The sequence below is a fragment of the Paralimibaculum aggregatum genome (assembly GCF_030270585.1).
Classification (GTDB): Bacteria; Pseudomonadota; Alphaproteobacteria; order Rhodobacterales; family Rhodobacteraceae; genus Thermohalobaculum; species Thermohalobaculum aggregatum.
This window is the reverse complement of the sequence record NZ_BSYI01000053.1, coordinates 20,907-35,541: the sequence shown is the minus strand read 5'-3', so window position 1 is coordinate 35,541 and position 14,635 is coordinate 20,907. Positions and strand designations below refer to the sequence as shown.

General features: G+C 67.4%; 11 protein-coding genes. 3 read left to right on the top strand and 8 right to left on the bottom strand.

The genetic code is table 11. The annotated features are described in order from the left end of the window. Positions 1-437: 437 nt before the first annotated feature. The 7 genes from QSJ97_RS21825 to QSJ97_RS21795 all read right to left on the bottom strand — a co-directional run bounded on the left by QSJ97_RS21825 (position 438) and on the right by QSJ97_RS21795 (position 7,839). Positions 438-1,634 carry a DegT/DnrJ/EryC1/StrS family aminotransferase gene (locus QSJ97_RS21825; RefSeq protein ID WP_285674437.1) on the bottom strand — a complete coding sequence of 399 codons (1,197 nt, stop codon included), beginning with the start codon at positions 1,632-1,634 and terminating at the stop codon, positions 438-440. Positions 1,635-1,983: 349 nt separating this feature from the next. After that, positions 1,984-3,441, bottom strand: coding sequence for an aldehyde dehydrogenase family protein (locus QSJ97_RS21820; RefSeq protein ID WP_285674439.1), 1,458 nt, complete (start codon positions 3,439-3,441; stop codon positions 1,984-1,986). Between the two features lie 20 nt (positions 3,442-3,461). Further along, a complete protein-coding gene (locus QSJ97_RS21815) occupies positions 3,462-3,869 on the bottom strand; it encodes a carboxymuconolactone decarboxylase family protein (protein WP_285674435.1) in 408 nt (135 codons plus the stop codon). After that, on the bottom strand, positions 3,866-5,380 hold the full coding sequence (locus QSJ97_RS21810) for a tripartite tricarboxylate transporter permease (protein WP_285674434.1): 1,515 nt from the start codon (positions 5,378-5,380) through the stop codon (positions 3,866-3,868). The genes QSJ97_RS21815 and QSJ97_RS21810 overlap by 4 nt, the downstream gene beginning before the upstream one ends. 3 nt (positions 5,381-5,383) lie before the next feature. Then, positions 5,384-5,851: a tripartite tricarboxylate transporter TctB family protein gene (locus QSJ97_RS21805; protein ID WP_285674433.1), complete on the bottom strand. Its 468-nt coding sequence runs from the start codon at positions 5,849-5,851 to the stop codon at positions 5,384-5,386. 47 nt (positions 5,852-5,898) lie between these two features. Continuing rightward, a complete protein-coding gene (locus tag QSJ97_RS21800; RefSeq protein WP_285674431.1) occupies positions 5,899-6,762 on the bottom strand; it encodes an NAD(P)-dependent oxidoreductase in 864 nt (287 codons plus the stop codon). Positions 6,763-6,882: 120 nt separating this feature from the next. Beyond that, the gene (locus tag QSJ97_RS21795) at positions 6,883-7,839 is read right to left on the bottom strand and encodes a Bug family tripartite tricarboxylate transporter substrate binding protein (protein WP_285674429.1); all 957 of its coding nucleotides are present in this window, start codon (positions 7,837-7,839) and stop codon (positions 6,883-6,885) included. A 292-nt stretch (positions 7,840-8,131) separates the two neighbouring features. On the opposite strand from QSJ97_RS21795, the gene QSJ97_RS21790 reads away from it, so the two are divergent. The 3 genes from QSJ97_RS21790 (at position 8,132) to QSJ97_RS21780 (ending at position 11,864) form a co-directional block, all read left to right on the top strand. Continuing rightward, on the top strand, positions 8,132-8,854 hold the full coding sequence (locus QSJ97_RS21790) for a GntR family transcriptional regulator (protein WP_285674428.1): 723 nt from the start codon (positions 8,132-8,134) through the stop codon (positions 8,852-8,854). 194 nt (positions 8,855-9,048) lie between these two features. After that, the gene (locus QSJ97_RS21785) at positions 9,049-10,677 is read left to right on the top strand and encodes a GMC family oxidoreductase (protein WP_285674427.1); all 1,629 of its coding nucleotides are present in this window, start codon (positions 9,049-9,051) and stop codon (positions 10,675-10,677) included. Then, a complete protein-coding gene (locus QSJ97_RS21780) occupies positions 10,674-11,864 on the top strand; it encodes a mandelate racemase/muconate lactonizing enzyme family protein (RefSeq protein WP_285674426.1) in 1,191 nt (396 codons plus the stop codon). The genes QSJ97_RS21785 and QSJ97_RS21780 overlap by 4 nt, the downstream gene beginning before the upstream one ends. An 882-nt stretch (positions 11,865-12,746) precedes the next feature. Here the strand turns inward: QSJ97_RS21780 and QSJ97_RS21775 are convergent. Then, on the bottom strand, positions 12,747-14,435 hold the full coding sequence (locus QSJ97_RS21775) for a BTAD domain-containing putative transcriptional regulator (protein ID WP_285674425.1): 1,689 nt from the start codon (positions 14,433-14,435) through the stop codon (positions 12,747-12,749). Between the last annotated feature and the right edge of the window lie 200 nt (positions 14,436-14,635).

Here is a 14,635-nt window from a genome sequence, read left to right as displayed (position 1 = left end):
TTCCGGGCGCCACGCCCGATCCCCCAGCCAGGCCGGCACGGACCATGCCAGTCTCGGGCAACCGCGCCACCGCTCGCTCTGCACACTCGGGCACAGGCCGCCGCCCCATCCGCCTCGCCAAGGGCCCCTCCCATCCCGGTGGCCGAGTGAGACCCTGGCTAGAGATATTGACGAAAGGTCACCCGCTTTCTGGGCACAAAGGCGGGACCCTGTGCTTCGATCACATCGGCAGCTGGTCCATCGGTGCTTCGGATGCGCGATGCCCGGCAGGTCCGGTCTGCTCGGGGCTGCCGGACGGAGCCCGGACCCACATCCGTGGCGGCCAAGGCCAGACCGGTCCGTGCCTAGGCCAGCCGCGGCCTATCCGGCTCCGATGCGGAACGAAGCCGGAATATCCGGACTTCGGGGCGGCGCCGCGCCGGGTGCGCCGTCCCGCGTCAGGTGCCGAGGGCGGCCAGTTCCTCGCCGGCGATCTGCACGATCACCGCGCAGTCCTCGGGCGCGAAGGTCAGCGGCACCCTGATGTCGCAGGTGGTGGCCAGCACGGCGCGGGTCTGCGGCAGGTCCGGTACATCGCCCAGATACCGCCAGCTGTCGAACCGGCTGGTGAAGCCCTGGGGCTCGTCGGCTCCGAACCACTTGATCTCGACACCGCGCGCGGCGCAGCCGGCCACGAGCTCGGGGATCCGCTCCGGCGCGAGGCCCGTCACCTGGAACTGGAACGACGAGCCGACATAGGCCTCGTGCTGCGCGCGCTCCGGCACCCGAATGCCGGGGATCGCGGCGAAGCCCCGCGAGAGCACGTCGTAGCGCTCGTTCCAGCGGCGAACATTGTCCTCCAGCCCCGGGAGCTGCGCCCTGAGCAGCGCGGCGCGCAGATTGTCGATCCGTGCCGAGCTGTTCGGGGCCTCGAGGCGCTGGCGGCGGAACACCGCCTCCTCGGGGATCGCGCCATGCGCGCCATAGAGCATGTAGGAGCCCGAGGTCACCACCGCCCGGGCGGCAATGTCCGGGTCATCGGTGGTGAGGAAGCCGCCCTCGCCGGAATTCATGTGCTTGTAGGTCTGGGTCGAGAAGCAGGCGACATGGCCGAAATTGCCCGAGCGGATGCCCTTCCAGCGCGCGCCCATGGTGTGGGCGCAGTCCTCGATCAGCGTCAGGTCGAAATCTCGCACCGCCTGCATGATCGCATCCATGTCGCAGATATGGCCGCGCATGTGCGAGAGCATCAGGTGGGTGGCCCCGGTCGCATCGGCCTTGGCGCACAGGTCGGCGATGTCCGTGTGCCAGTTGCGGTCGATCTCCACCAGCACCACCTCGGCCCCCGCGGCATGCAGGGCACCGGGCACCGGGGCGAGCGTATAGGCATTGGCCAGGACCTTCGTCCCCGGCTTCACTCCGGTCGCCCGCAGCGCGATCTGCATTGCCTGCCCGCCCGAGGTCACGGCGAGGCAGAAGCGCGCGCCCTGCCAGGCTGCGTATTCCTCCTCGAGAAGGCTCGCCTCGGCGGTCTCGCCCGGAGCAGTGTTGTAGCGATGCAGCCGGCCCGAGCGCAGGATCTCGGCCGCGCGGGCAATCGCCTCCTCGGGGATCGGCTCCTGCTGGGTAAAGGACTTCTCGAACCGGATGGCCATCGGGGTTCCCTCGCTGTCGGTCCTGCCTGCTTGGCAGGCTGCGCGCCGCCGCGCAATGCCCGGCGGGCGGCGCACCACCTGCGGCCCTCCGGCCGGGGCACGCAGCCAAGCGCCTCCGACAATGCCAGCCTGGCCGCGGGAGCCAAGCCCCGGACAGCAGATGGCGCAGCGCTTTCCCCCGATCAGGGTCGCGCCGGGCGCGATCCGTCGGCCTGCCGTCTCCGCCCGACCGAGGGGCCGACTAACCGGTTCAGAAACCGCCGTTGCGCCAGGAACTGCCGGGCGACGAGATGGGCCACAGGCGCCGCAAAGGCCCGGATCCGCCGTCACATCGCCCGGCATGGGGCCGTCAGCCGCTGACCGCCTTGATTTCCAGAAACTCGCGCAGGCCCCAGATCCCCGACTCCCTGCCGTTGCCGGAATGCTTGTAGCCGCCAAACGGGGCCATCGGCCCGCGCTTCGCGCCATTGATCTGGACCATGCCGCAGTCGAGCCTTCGGGCGACCCGCAGCGCCCGAGCCCGGTCGGCGCTCTGGACCTGGGCGTTGAGGCCGTAGCGCGTGTCATTGGCGATCCGGACCGCGTCCTCCTCGGTATCGAAGGGCTGGATCGCCAGGACCGGGCCGAAAATCTCCTCCTGCGCGATCGCCATCGTGCTCTCGACATCGGCGAACACCGTGGCCCGTGCGAAATGGCCGCGCTCGAAGCCCGGCGGCTTGCCGGTGCCTCCGGCGACCAGCCGTGCGCCCTCGGCAATCCCCGTCTCGATCAGCGCCTGAACGCGGTCGTACTGGGCACGCGAGACGAGCGGGCCGATATGGTCTCCGGGCTTCTCCGGGAGATCGACCGCGGTGCGCCGTGCCTCCTCCGCCGCAATCCCGACCGCGGCATCATAGGCGCCGCGCTCCACCAGCATGCGCGTCGGCGCATTGCAGGATTGCCCCGAATTCCGGAAACAGGCGGCGGCCCCGGTCCGCACGACGGCTTCCAGATCCGTGTCCGCGAAGATGATGTTGGGCGATTTCCCGCCAAGCTCCAGAACCACTCGCTTGACGGTGGCCGCCGCGGTTCGGGAAACCGCGACCCCTGCGCCGGTCGAGCCGGTGAAAGAGATCATCGCGACGTCCTCGTGCCGGCAGATCGGCTCGCCGACACCGACACCGTCGCCGTTCACCAGATTGAACACGCCCGCCGGGAAGCCGGCCTCCCGGATCATCTCCGCCACCAGCATCGCCGAAAGCGGCGCCATCTCCGAGGGCTTCATCACCACCGTGCAGCCGACACCCAGCGCGGGCACCACCTTCGCCATCATCTGGTTCATCGGCCAGTTCCAGGGCGTGATGATCCCGCAGATGCCGATCGGCTCGTGCAAGACGGTCTCGGGCGCCGCTTCGGTGCCGATCTCCTCGGCGAAGTCGAACCGGCCGAGGAGGTCGATGAAGGATTTCAGATGGGTCAGCCCGGTCCGCGCCTGCGCGTTGCGGGCGAGGTCGATCGGCGCGCCCATCTCGAGGGAGATGGTCCGCGCCAGTTCCTCGTAGCGCTCGGTATAGATCGCCAGCAGACGCTCCAGCAGCCCGATCCGCTCGGCAAGTGGCCTTCCCGACCAGCCGGGAAGGGCCTTGCCTGCGGCCGCGACCGCGCGGTCCACATCGACCTCCGAGCCCATCGAGATGGTCGTGAGCCGGGTCTCGTCGCTGGCCGAGACGAGATCGCGCGTCCCGGCCCGCGCCGGCAAGACCCAGGCGCCATCGATGAAGAACCTGTCGTGGATCGCGTGAAACGCATCCGTGAAGGGCGAAGGCATGGCGGAACCGTCTTGCGGGGTCATGCAATGGTGAGGGGTTTCGCGGGCAGATCCACGCCCTCTTCCGCGAGCACCGTGCGCGCGATGCGGAACGCCTCGACCCCGGCGGGCACGCCGCAATACACCGTGACCTGGATCAGCGTGTCGCGGATCTCCTCGGCGGTGCATCCGTTGCGGACCGCGCCGCGCAGGTGCAGCGTCAGCTCGGCCGACCGGTTGAGCGCCGCGAGGATGCAGATGTTGTTCAGGCTGTGCTGCTTCCGGTCGAGCACCCCCTCGGTCCAGACCTTGCCCCAGCAGTATTCCGTCACGAGGGCCTGGAAATCATGGTCGAACTCGGTGGTGTTCTTCAGCAGGCCATCGACGCGCTCATCGCCGACAACCGCACGGCGAGCCTCGTCGCCGGCCTTGAGCAATTCGTTTTTCATGTGATCTCCTGGGTTTTCCGAAGTGCGGATTTCCGCGCCGTGGCAATGCCGAACAGCGCAACGAAGGCAACCGTCGCGAGCGTGAAGACGAGCGCGATCGGATGGGTGAAGAGGGCGGTGACATCGCCGCCCGTCAGCGCGATCGACTGCCGGAGCGAAAGCTCGAAGGCCGGGCCGATCACGAAGCCGATCAGGAAGGTGACGAAGGAATAGTCGAGCTTCCTGGAGAAGAACCCGAGAATGCCGAAGATGATCATGATCTGGACGCCGAAGATGCCGTCGCCCTGCAGGTAGGCGCCGATCGCGCAGAGGAACATGACGGTGGGGATGATCCAGCGGAGCGGCACCCGGGCGATCTGCGAGAAGATGCGCTGGCCGACATAGCCGATGACCAGGAGCGCCAGGCTGGCCACGATCATCGAGGCATAGATGCCGTTCATCAGATCGCCATGGTCCTGGAAGATCAGGGGCCCGGGGGTGATCCCGTGGATCACGAAGGCGCCGATCAGGATCGCCGCGATCACGCTGCCCGGAATGCCGATGGCAAAGAGCGGAATGAAGCTGGCCGGTACCACCGCATTGTCGGCGCTCTCGGCCGCCGCCACGCCTTCGAGCGCGCCCTTGCCGAAGCGTGAGGGATCCTTCGCCACGCGCCGGGTCAGGCCATAGGACAGGAAGGAGGCCACGCTCGAGCCCAGCCCGGGCAGGATGCCGACGATGCCGCCGATCACCGTGCCGCGGAAGATGGCGGGCAGGCAGGCGCGCCAGTCCCGCCAGCTGAGCTTGCGGTCCTTCGGGTCGTCCTCCTGGACGATCATCCTGGTCTGCCGGTCGATATCGGCCCGGTTGGCGATCTGGAGCATCATCTCCGAGGTCGCCAGCATGCCGATGGCCACCGGCACCAGCGAGATACCCTCGTAGAGCTCGAGAAAGCCGAATGTCAGCCGCGGGGTGGCGGTCTCGATCTCGAAACCGATGCAGCTGACCATGATCCCGATCGCCCCCGAGATGATGCCCTTGGCCAGCGACCCGCCGGAGACGCCCGCGATGAAGGTGAGCGAGAACAGCAGGATGCTCGTCAGCTCCAGCGGCCCGATCAGCGTCGAGAACCGCGCCAGCGGGGCGGCGAGGAAGATCAGCAGGATCGTCGTGCTGAAATCGCCGATCACCGAGGCGAACAGCCCCATCTTGAGCGCCTTCTGCGACTTCCCCTGGCGGGCCAGCGGATAGCCGTCCAGCGCTGTCGGGGCGGAGGAGGGCTCGCCGGGCGTGTTCAGCAGGATTGCCGAGACCGCCGAGCCCGCGGTGCTGCCCTTGGCGATCCCGATCAGGAAGGCGAGGGCGGCGAGCGGCGGAATGTAGAAGGTCAGCGGGATCGCGATCGCGGTCGCCGCACCCTTGCCGAGCCCGGGCAGCACACCGACGATATAGCCGAGGGTCACACCGGCCACGATCCAGAAGACCGTGTCCGGCTGCAGCGCCATCTCGAAGCCTGACAGAAGCGTGTCCATCGCTCAGGCCACCGATGTTCCGAGGACGTGGTAGAACAGCACATAGGCACCCGCGGTCAGGCAGACGGGCGTCAGGATCAGCGCGACGGGGCTGCGCTCGCCCGACAGAAGCTGGCTGCCGCTGATCAGCAGGATGCTGCCCCAGAGGGGCCCCGCCCAGAGGAAGAGGGCGACACTCGCGCAGAGCAGCGCCGTGACCGCCGCGAGCGAGGCGAACTCGATGCGCGAGATCTCCCCCTGGCTCTCGGCATCGGCCCTGGCAACCACCGACCGGCCGATGCGCGCCACCAGATCCCTGGCCAGCAGCCCGCCCGTGCAGACGACGATCACCACCGCACAGGCTTCGGGGAGCAGCCGCGGCGACACGACCGTGCCGTCTCCGTCCGAAGTGAATGTCGGGTTGATATACACGAGGAAGGAAATGCCGAATATGAACAATATTGCATTTGCCACACGATCTTCTAACGGCATGGTCCTGCCTCGTTTTCTTGACGCGGATTTGAGTTGATGCGGCCGGATCAGTTCTCGGGGCGCATCTTCTGGATATACGGATAGATGCGGGTGGAGTCACTGCCGGGCATGTCGCGTCGCATCGTCACCCACATGTCCGTGACCGCCTGCCCCACGACATTGGGCGTCTCGATCCGCTTGACGCTTTCGGCATAGAGCTGCAGGTCCTTCGCGAACAGGTCGGTGCCGAAGCCGCCCTGGAACTTGCCGGTGATGATGTCCTTGGGGAACTTGATCATCGTCGCCGTGTTGCGCCCGCTCGCAGCGTTCACGACCTCGATGATCGTGGCCATGTCCAGCCCGCAGGCCACGCCGAAGGCGACGGCTTCGCTGGTGGCGACGAGCGCGGTTCCTGCCAGGAAATTGTTGAGCAGCTTCAGTGCCTGGGCCTGGCCCGGCCTGTCGCCGACGACCATGACCTTGCCCAGCATCCCGAGGAGCGGCGACATCGCCTGCACGTCGGCCTCGGCCCCGGAGACGATGATCGCGAGCGTCTTCGCCCGGGCGCCGACCAGTCCGCCGGAGACCGGGCAGTCGACATAGCCGATGCCCGCCTTCGCCAGCAGCTCGGCAGCCGCCTCGGCCTCGGCGATGCCGGTGGTCGAGGTGTTGGCGACGCGTTTCACGATGCTCCGCGGCTCGTCGATGATCTGCTGGCACACGTCCAGGCTCACCTTGCCGTCGGGCAGGCTGAGGAAGACCGTCTCCGCCTCGCGGGCGACCTCGGCATTGTCGGTCGTGACCGTGGCATGCTCCGGGGCGCTGGCAGCGTTGACGGGATCCGCGACGATATAGGTGCCGCCCGCCGCGTCGATGTTGGCGGCCATCGCATGGCCGATGCTGCCCAGTCCAATCCAGCCGATCCTGTCCATTCGTCTCTTCTCAACCTCGTATTGCATTGGCATGGCGGTCCGTTCGCCTTCTCCAGGCGCGGATATCGCTTGCCGTGCCGCCTGCCCGGCCGGGAGCGGGGCGGGCGGCACGGCCTCTTGTCACTGGGTTTCGATGCCGACCGCGTCGATCATCTTCTGGTAGTTTGCGAGCTGGCGATCGAGCTCCTCCCGCGTATCGCTGGCGCTCATGTAGGAAATCGGGACCTGGATCTTCGCCGAGAGCTTCTTCAGGTCGGGATGCTCCGTCGCCGCCTTCACGGCCTCCTCGAGGATGGCCAGGATCTCCGGCGGCGTGCCCTTGGGCGCCATGAACACCATCGAGGTGTTGGTCGACAGCGGCACGCCGCTCTCGATGAAGGTCGGGACATCGGGGCTGCCGGCATGGCGCTCGGAGGTCGCCGCGGCGATCAGCTTCACCTGATCGGGGTAGCGCGCATGGATCCCGCCGCTCCAGGTGACGTCGACCTGGTCGGAGATGATCAGGTTGACCGCATCGCTGCCGCCCTTGGTCGGCACATAGCGGAACTCCAGCCCCTCCTGCAGGGCGATGTACTGCATCACCATCTTCGCGCCAGCGCTGAAGAACGCGAATTTCTGGCCCGGGACTTCCTTCGCATGGACGAGGAATTCCTCGAGGGTGTCATAGTCGCGGTTGATCGGCGAGATCAGCCCCGGCTGATAGGATGCCAGCATGCCGATATAGTCGAAATCGTCGAGTTCATAGCGCAGTTCCTTGTTCAGGAACGGCCCCAGGGTGAGCGGCTCGGAGGAGTCGAGGAGGATGGTGTAGCCGTCCGGGCGTTCGCGCATCAGCGTCAGCGCCGCCAGGCCGCCGCCAGCGCCCGGCTTGTTGACCACGTTGACCTGCTGCCCGAGATGGTCGCCCATGATCTTGGCCGCGACGCGCCCCATCGTGTCGGTGCCGCCGCCCGCGCGGTAGGCGACATAGAGCGTGATCGGCTTTTCGGGGAAGCTCTCCGCCTGGGCCGGCGCCGGGGCGATCGCCCCGAGACATGCCGATATGCCGAGCAGGAATGCTCCGAGAGTGCGTTTCATGGTTTCCTCCGTGTTTCCGTTCTCGTTGTCCGCGATGCCGTGCGGATCGGACCGTGCCAATTTCCCGATGCATCCAGCGCTCACCGGACGCCTTCTCGAGCTAGCCTCTGAACGAGATCACAGCCGAAACGATAATGCCACTAGATGAATATGACTTGTCACATTGCGGTAAGAATATGTTTTTCATGGGAAAACAATATTGTTGCGTCGCCGCGCTCGTTCGATCATATATATGACTCTGGAGTGCGCCCTTAGAATGGCGCGCCCGGACTGGAGGGAGCACGAAACGCGAATGAAGGTCCCGAAATACCGGGCGATCGCCCGGGAAATCCTCAACGGCATCGAGCGCGGCGAAACGGCCTATGGCAGCCGCCTGCCGAGCGAGGCCGCCATGGCAAGGCAATACGGTGTCAGCCTCGGCACCATCCAGAAGGCCCTCGGCGTCCTGTCGGAGCGCGGGCTGGTCGACAGGCGCCACGGCTCCGGAACCTATGTTGCGGCCGCCTCGGGTGCAGACCGGGGAAACACGACGCCGGTCGAGGAGGTGAAGTATTTCCGCTTCGAGCCGCCCGATGGCGGTGCGGTGTCCTCCACCAAGTCCCGCATCATATCGGTCGACGCCACGAGCAAGCACGGCCCCTGGTCGGACTTCCTCGGCCAGGGCCAGACCTTCACGCGGATTTCACGGGTGGTCCGGATCGACGATTGCTACGAATTCTTCAGCCGGATATTCGTCTCGACCAGGATTGCCCGGCAGCTGACGAGAATTCCGCTGGATGCGCTGCATGGCACGTCGTTCCGGCGCTTCTTCCATCAGGAGCACGGGATCGTCACGACCCACGAGGAGCACGCGATCAGGTCGGCGATCATGCCGACGCAGGTCGCCGAGCTCACCGGAACCGCGCAGGGCGCCATCGGGATGGAGTGGTGGATCAGGATCTACAATTTCTCCGACACGCCGGTGATCTTCCAGCAGAACTTCCTGCCGCCGACGGATTATCGCTTGCTGTTCTAGGGCAAAGTCATCCATATGTCTCGATGCGCGGCGGCCACGGCGAACCGATTTCATGTTTAAGATCATATGGATGATCGTCACCCTCGGGGAAATTGATATAGTTTACATGGGCGGGTCGCGCTTCCTATCCTTTCCGGAAATCTCGGCGCGGGGAGCTTCCCCGCGCGGATCCTCCTATAGCTGCCAGGGAAAAGATGACGGTTGAGAGCTATGACTTCATCGTGGTTGGCGCGGGATCGGCCGGCTGTGTCGTCGCAAACAGGCTGTCGGCGGACAGCGCGACCCGCGTCCTGCTGATCGAGGCCGGGCCGCGCGACCGCAATCCGTGGATCCACGTGCCCGCCGGCTACTATCGCACGATGTTCGACCCGAGGATCAGCTGGGGCTACGAGACCGCGCCGGTGCCGGGCGCCGCCAACCGCCGCATCCCCTGGCCGCGGGGCAAGGTGCTCGGCGGATGCAGCTCGATCAACGGGCTGGTCTATGCCCGCGGCCAGCGAGAGGATTTCGATCACTGGCGCCAGCTCGGGAATGTCGGGTGGAGCTTCGACGATCTCCTGCCCTTCTTCCGGATGGCCGAGGACAACGCGCTGCCGGGCATGTCGGAGACCTATCACGCGAAGGGCGGGCCGCTCGGCATCTCGCAGGCCGAGCCGAACCCGCTCTGCGATGCCTTCATCGAGGCCGCGGAGCAGGCCGGGATTCCCCGCAACCGCGACTACAACGGCGCGCAGCAGGAAGGCGCCGGCTATTTCCAGACCACCGCCCGGAACGGCCTGCGATGCAGCGCGGCGACGGCGTATCTGCGCCCCGCGCGCCACCGCAGCAACCTGCGTATCCAGACCGGCGCCCTGGTCCGCCGCCTTCTCACCGAGGGCAGGCGCGTGGTCGGTGTCGAGGCGGAGATCGACGGGCGAACGGTCGAGTATCGTTGCGCGCGCGAGGTGGTGCTGAGCGCCGGGGCGATCAATTCCCCGCAGCTCCTGCAGCTCTCCGGGATCGGCGATCCGGCACATCTGGGCCCGCTGGGCATCGAGACCCGCCATGCCCTTCCCGGCGTCGGGCAAAACCTGCAGGACCACTATACCGCGCGCTGCGTCTTTGCCTGCAAGCAGCCGGTCACGCTCAACGACGAGGTCGGCACGGTGATCGGGCGGGTGCGAACCGGCCTGCAATGGCTGCTGACGCGCCGGGGCCCGCTGTCGCTCAGCGCCGGGCAGGTCGGCGTCTTTGCCCGCACCCGGCCCGAGATCGCCTCGCCGGATATCCAGTTCCACTTCCTGCGCTACAGCGCCGAAGGCCGCGGCAAGAGCCTGCACCGCTTCTCCGGCTTCACGGTGTCGGTCTGCCAGCTCAGGCCCGAAAGCCGGGGGACCATCGCCATCGACTCCCCCGACCCGGCAGCCAAGCCGGTGATCCAGCCCAACTATCTCGATGCGATGATCGACCGCGAGACCATGGTTGCCGGCATCCGCCTGATCCGCGATGTGGTGGGCCAGCCGGCCATGGCCCCCTTTCTCGGGCAGGAGATCACCCCCGGCACCGATGTCGAGAGCGACGAGGGCGTCCTCGACTATGTCCGGCAGAGCGGCTCGACGATCTTCCACCCGAGCTCGACCTGCAAGATGGGCCATGACGCGATGGCCGTCGTGGACGACAGGCTCCGGGTCCGCGGCATGGAGGGGCTGCGCGTCGCCGATGCCTCGATCATGCCGACGGTCGTCTCCGGCAACACCAATGCCGCCTGCATCATGATCGGCGAGAAATGCGCCGATCTGATCCTCAGTTCCCAATCCGCACCGCAACCGGAGCTTGCCCAATGAAGATCGCCGACCTCGAAACCTTCGTCGTGGCCAATCCGCCGCCGGGCCGCGGCGGCCCCTACTGGGTGTTCGTCAAGCTGACCACCGATACCGGCATCGTGGGCTATGGCGAGGTCTACGGCGTTCCGTTCCACCCCAGGGCGCTGGTCGGCATGATCGAGGACGTCTTCGAGCGCCATGTCGCGGGCAGCGATCCCTTCCGGATCGAGCATCTCTGGCGCGTCATCTATTCCAGCGGCTTTGCCCAGCGGCCGGACCCCTCGGTGATGGGCATCGTCAGCGGCATCGAGATCGCCTGCTGGGACATCATGGGCAAGGCGCACGACAAGCCGGTCTGCGAGCTGCTCGGCGGGAGGGTCCACGAGCGCCTGCGCAGCTACACCTACCTCTATCCCTCCTCGGCGGCGGACTCCAACATCGCCGTGCGCAACGACCCGGATGTGGCGGCCGAACGTGCGCTGCAATACGCCGATATGGGCTTCACCGCGATCAAGTTCGATCCGGCGCGCCCCTACACGTCGTTCGATCCCCGCCAGCTCTCCCTCGAGACGCTGTCGAAGGCCGAGGCCTATGTCGGGCGCATCCGCGAGGCGGTCGGCGACCGCTGCGACCTGCTGATCGGCACGCATGGGCAGATGACCCCCGCCGGCGCGGTCCGCTTCGCCCGGCGCCTCGAACGCTTCGATCCGCTCTGGCTCGAGGAGCCGACCCCGCCGGACAACATCCCCGGCATGGCGAAGGTCGCGCAGAAGACCACCATTCCGGTCGCGACCGGCGAGCGCCTGAACACCAAGTACGAGTTCGCCGAGCTGCTGCGCCGCGATGCGGCCTCGATCCTGCAGATGAACCTCGGCCGCGTCGGCGGTCTGCTGGAGGCAAAGAAGATCGCGGGCATGGCCGAGGCGCATCATGCACAGATCGCGCCGCATCTCTTCTGCGGGCCGATCGTCGGCGCGGCCAACATCCAGCTCTCCGCCTGCTCGCCCAACTTCCTGATCCTCGAGGGCATCGAGGACTGGACCGGGTTCCATGCCGATATCCTGAAGACCCCGGTGCGCTGGGAAGACGGGCACATCATCCTTTCCGACCAGCCGGGGATCGGCGTGGAGCTCGACGAGGAGGTCGCCCGGGCGAATCCCTACACCGGCAAGGGCCTTCAGCTGAAGATGCTGGAGCATCCCGCCTGATCGGGCAGACCCGGCAGCCCTCGGGGTCGCCGGTTCCGTCCGGGCGCGAATGCTCCGGCCTACCGGCTTTCGCTGGCCGGAACCGGCGTGGGTCGCCCGCGCCAGGCGGCCGATCGCTGGCGGGATGGCCACCAGAGCGCGGGCCTTCGGAGCAGGAGCGCCGATGCGCAGACCTCGGCGCCGCCGCACCGCCTTCGAGCCCTACGGGTCGAGGCAGACTGCCGCGCCGGCGCGGCCCTCCGGCGCCGTTCGGGAGGCCTGCTTTGTGCCGGCCTCTCGTCTGGCGGTGGAACGGGACGCGAGGGGGCGCGCGCTCGATGCCGGGAAGAAAGCCTCCGGCACGCCGCAGGAATGCAAGGCATGGATCACGGCGCTCACGCGGCCTGCCGGTCGCCGGGACCTCGGGATCGGATTTCCAAGGGGGGCTCCGCGCGAAACAACCTCTGGAAAGCCGCCGTATCCGCGGCCGCTGGCTCCGTCGGGCGAGGGGGCGAGCCGATGGTTGGCGCGCACGCCGCGAGGGACACCTGTCATGCCGGGTGACAGGTCGCCCACCGGGGCCAAGGTCGCCCAGGAAACCGGGCGAACTGCCTTGCCCCGCCGGTATCATCGGGTCGAAGCCAGACTCTGCTACCACGATGTCATCCTGGCCCCGGAAGCCGACTGACGCGCGGCCGACTGCTCCACCACATGCCGGCAGAATCTGCCGCTCCATGCGTCGCGTCGTCCTCGTCCGTCCGGGCCGGTTCACGCGCTGCCGCCTGATCGGAGGGCAGGGATCGGAGGCAATCGGCACTGCTGCGTCACCCGAAAAGGCCCTCAGCCGCGGGACTTGCTTGTTCCGATTCCACTGATCAGCCATCGACGCCGCCGCCCAGTGGATCAAGCCGGCAGGCCTGCCTTCCTGAGACTTTCGGCGATCGTCTGCCGGGCCGGCTCGCATCGGATCGGCGTGTTCTCCCTCCATCGGTTCACTGTCATGTCCGGCAGCAGCTGCAGGACGCGCTCGCCGACGCGCGCGCATTCCGCGTCCTCGCCGGTGTTCGCCAGCCCTGCGATCAGCATGTAGTATCCGGGGATGTAGTTCGGCCCGCTGGCGACGCCCTGCCGCGCCCATCTGACGGCCGCCCGGTAGTCCCCGAGCACGACATGCGCCAGCGCCAGCCCGTAGTGGGCGCGATAGATCAGCGGATCGAGCGGGCTGAGGCGGATGGCGGTTCGGCAGTCCTCGATCGCCTGCTCCGGCCGGCCGATGAAGCCGTTGATCATGCCCCGAATGATCCACGCCTGTGCGGAGTTGCGGTTGAGCGCCAGCGAACGGTCGATGAAGGCGAGGCTGTCCTCATAGTTGCCATCGAAATATCCGAGGGTGTAGCCCGCCTGCCAGAGGATCTCCGCATCGCTCTCCATCTCGTGGGCGAGGCAGATCCGGGCGTGCTCGATGGCGAGCCTGGCCTCGCCCGTGCCGCGCTTGCTCCATCCCTGCGACTGCCTGAGCGTGTAGATCCAGCCGCAGAGGCTCCGCGCCCGGTTGAAGTTCGCGTCGATCGCGATCGCCCTCTCGAGCATCGTGAGCGCCTGCGTCGTGTCCGCCTCGGACATCCGGTAGACATGCGGGAGCGAGCGCAGATAGAGGTCGTAGGCGTTGAGCACGTCGGGTGGCTTGCGCCGGGCGATCGCGATCTCGGCGTCGCGGAGGCCGGGCTGGATCGCGCCGACAACTTCGGTGGCCAGATCGTCCTGCAGCGCGAAGACGTTCTCCACGTCGCTCTCGAAGCGCCCGGCCCAGATCTGCGCATTCTGGGCGACATCGACCAGCCGGACATTGACGCGGACCACGCCGTCGGCCCGGCGCACGCTGCCGAGCAGCAGATACCGCACGTCCAGCTTCGCGCCGGCCTCGATATCGGGGCCCCGGAAGGTGAACGCGGAATTTCTCGCGATCACGAACAGCCACTGGACATAGGACAGCGCCGTGGTGACCTCCTCCGTGATGCCGTCGGCAAAGTAGGGGTCCTCCTCCCCGGGCGAGAGGTTCTCGAAGGGCAGCACGGCGATCGAGGGCCGCGTGTCCGATGCCGGGGCCGGGCCCGCACCGGCCGCATCGGGGATGTTGGCAGGCGGCGGCGGCGCCTCCGCTGACGGGAGCCCGGAAGGCGCGCGGCGCGATTTCCGGATCCGGTCGTAGAGCGCGACGGTTTCGGCGCCCGGCGCGGTGCCGAGCTCGCGCTCCAGCAGCGCGCGGCACTCGTCGAACTGACGCATCGCCGCCGTGTGCTGGCCCTGCGCCGAGTACATCCGCATCAGCGCCCGGTGCGCGATCTCGCTCAGCGGGTCGAGCTTCTGCAGGCGCTCGGCCACGACTGCAACGCGCGGGATATCCGATGCCTCGGCGAGATAGCGACCGAACAGGTCGATGGCGAGGAACCGCAGCCGCTGGCGCCTGGGCAGGAGCCAGGACTCGAACTCGCCCTCCTTGATCTCCAGCCCCGACAGCAGATCGCCCCGATAGAGATCGAGGGCGCGGTCGATCTGTCCGGTGCCGGGACCGGCGGCCAGCGCCTCGAACATGCTGACATCGACGATCGAGCCGCGGCCATCGAAACGCACACGCTCGGCATCGGCCTGAACGAGAACCTGAAGGTCGCCAAGCCCCTTGCGAAGATCGAGGATGCCCTGGCGCAGGCTCTTGCGCGCCTGCTGGGTATCCCGGTCCTGCCAGAAAAGGTCCGAGAGCCGCTCGCGGGACAGCCCGGCCTGCCCCGCCAGCA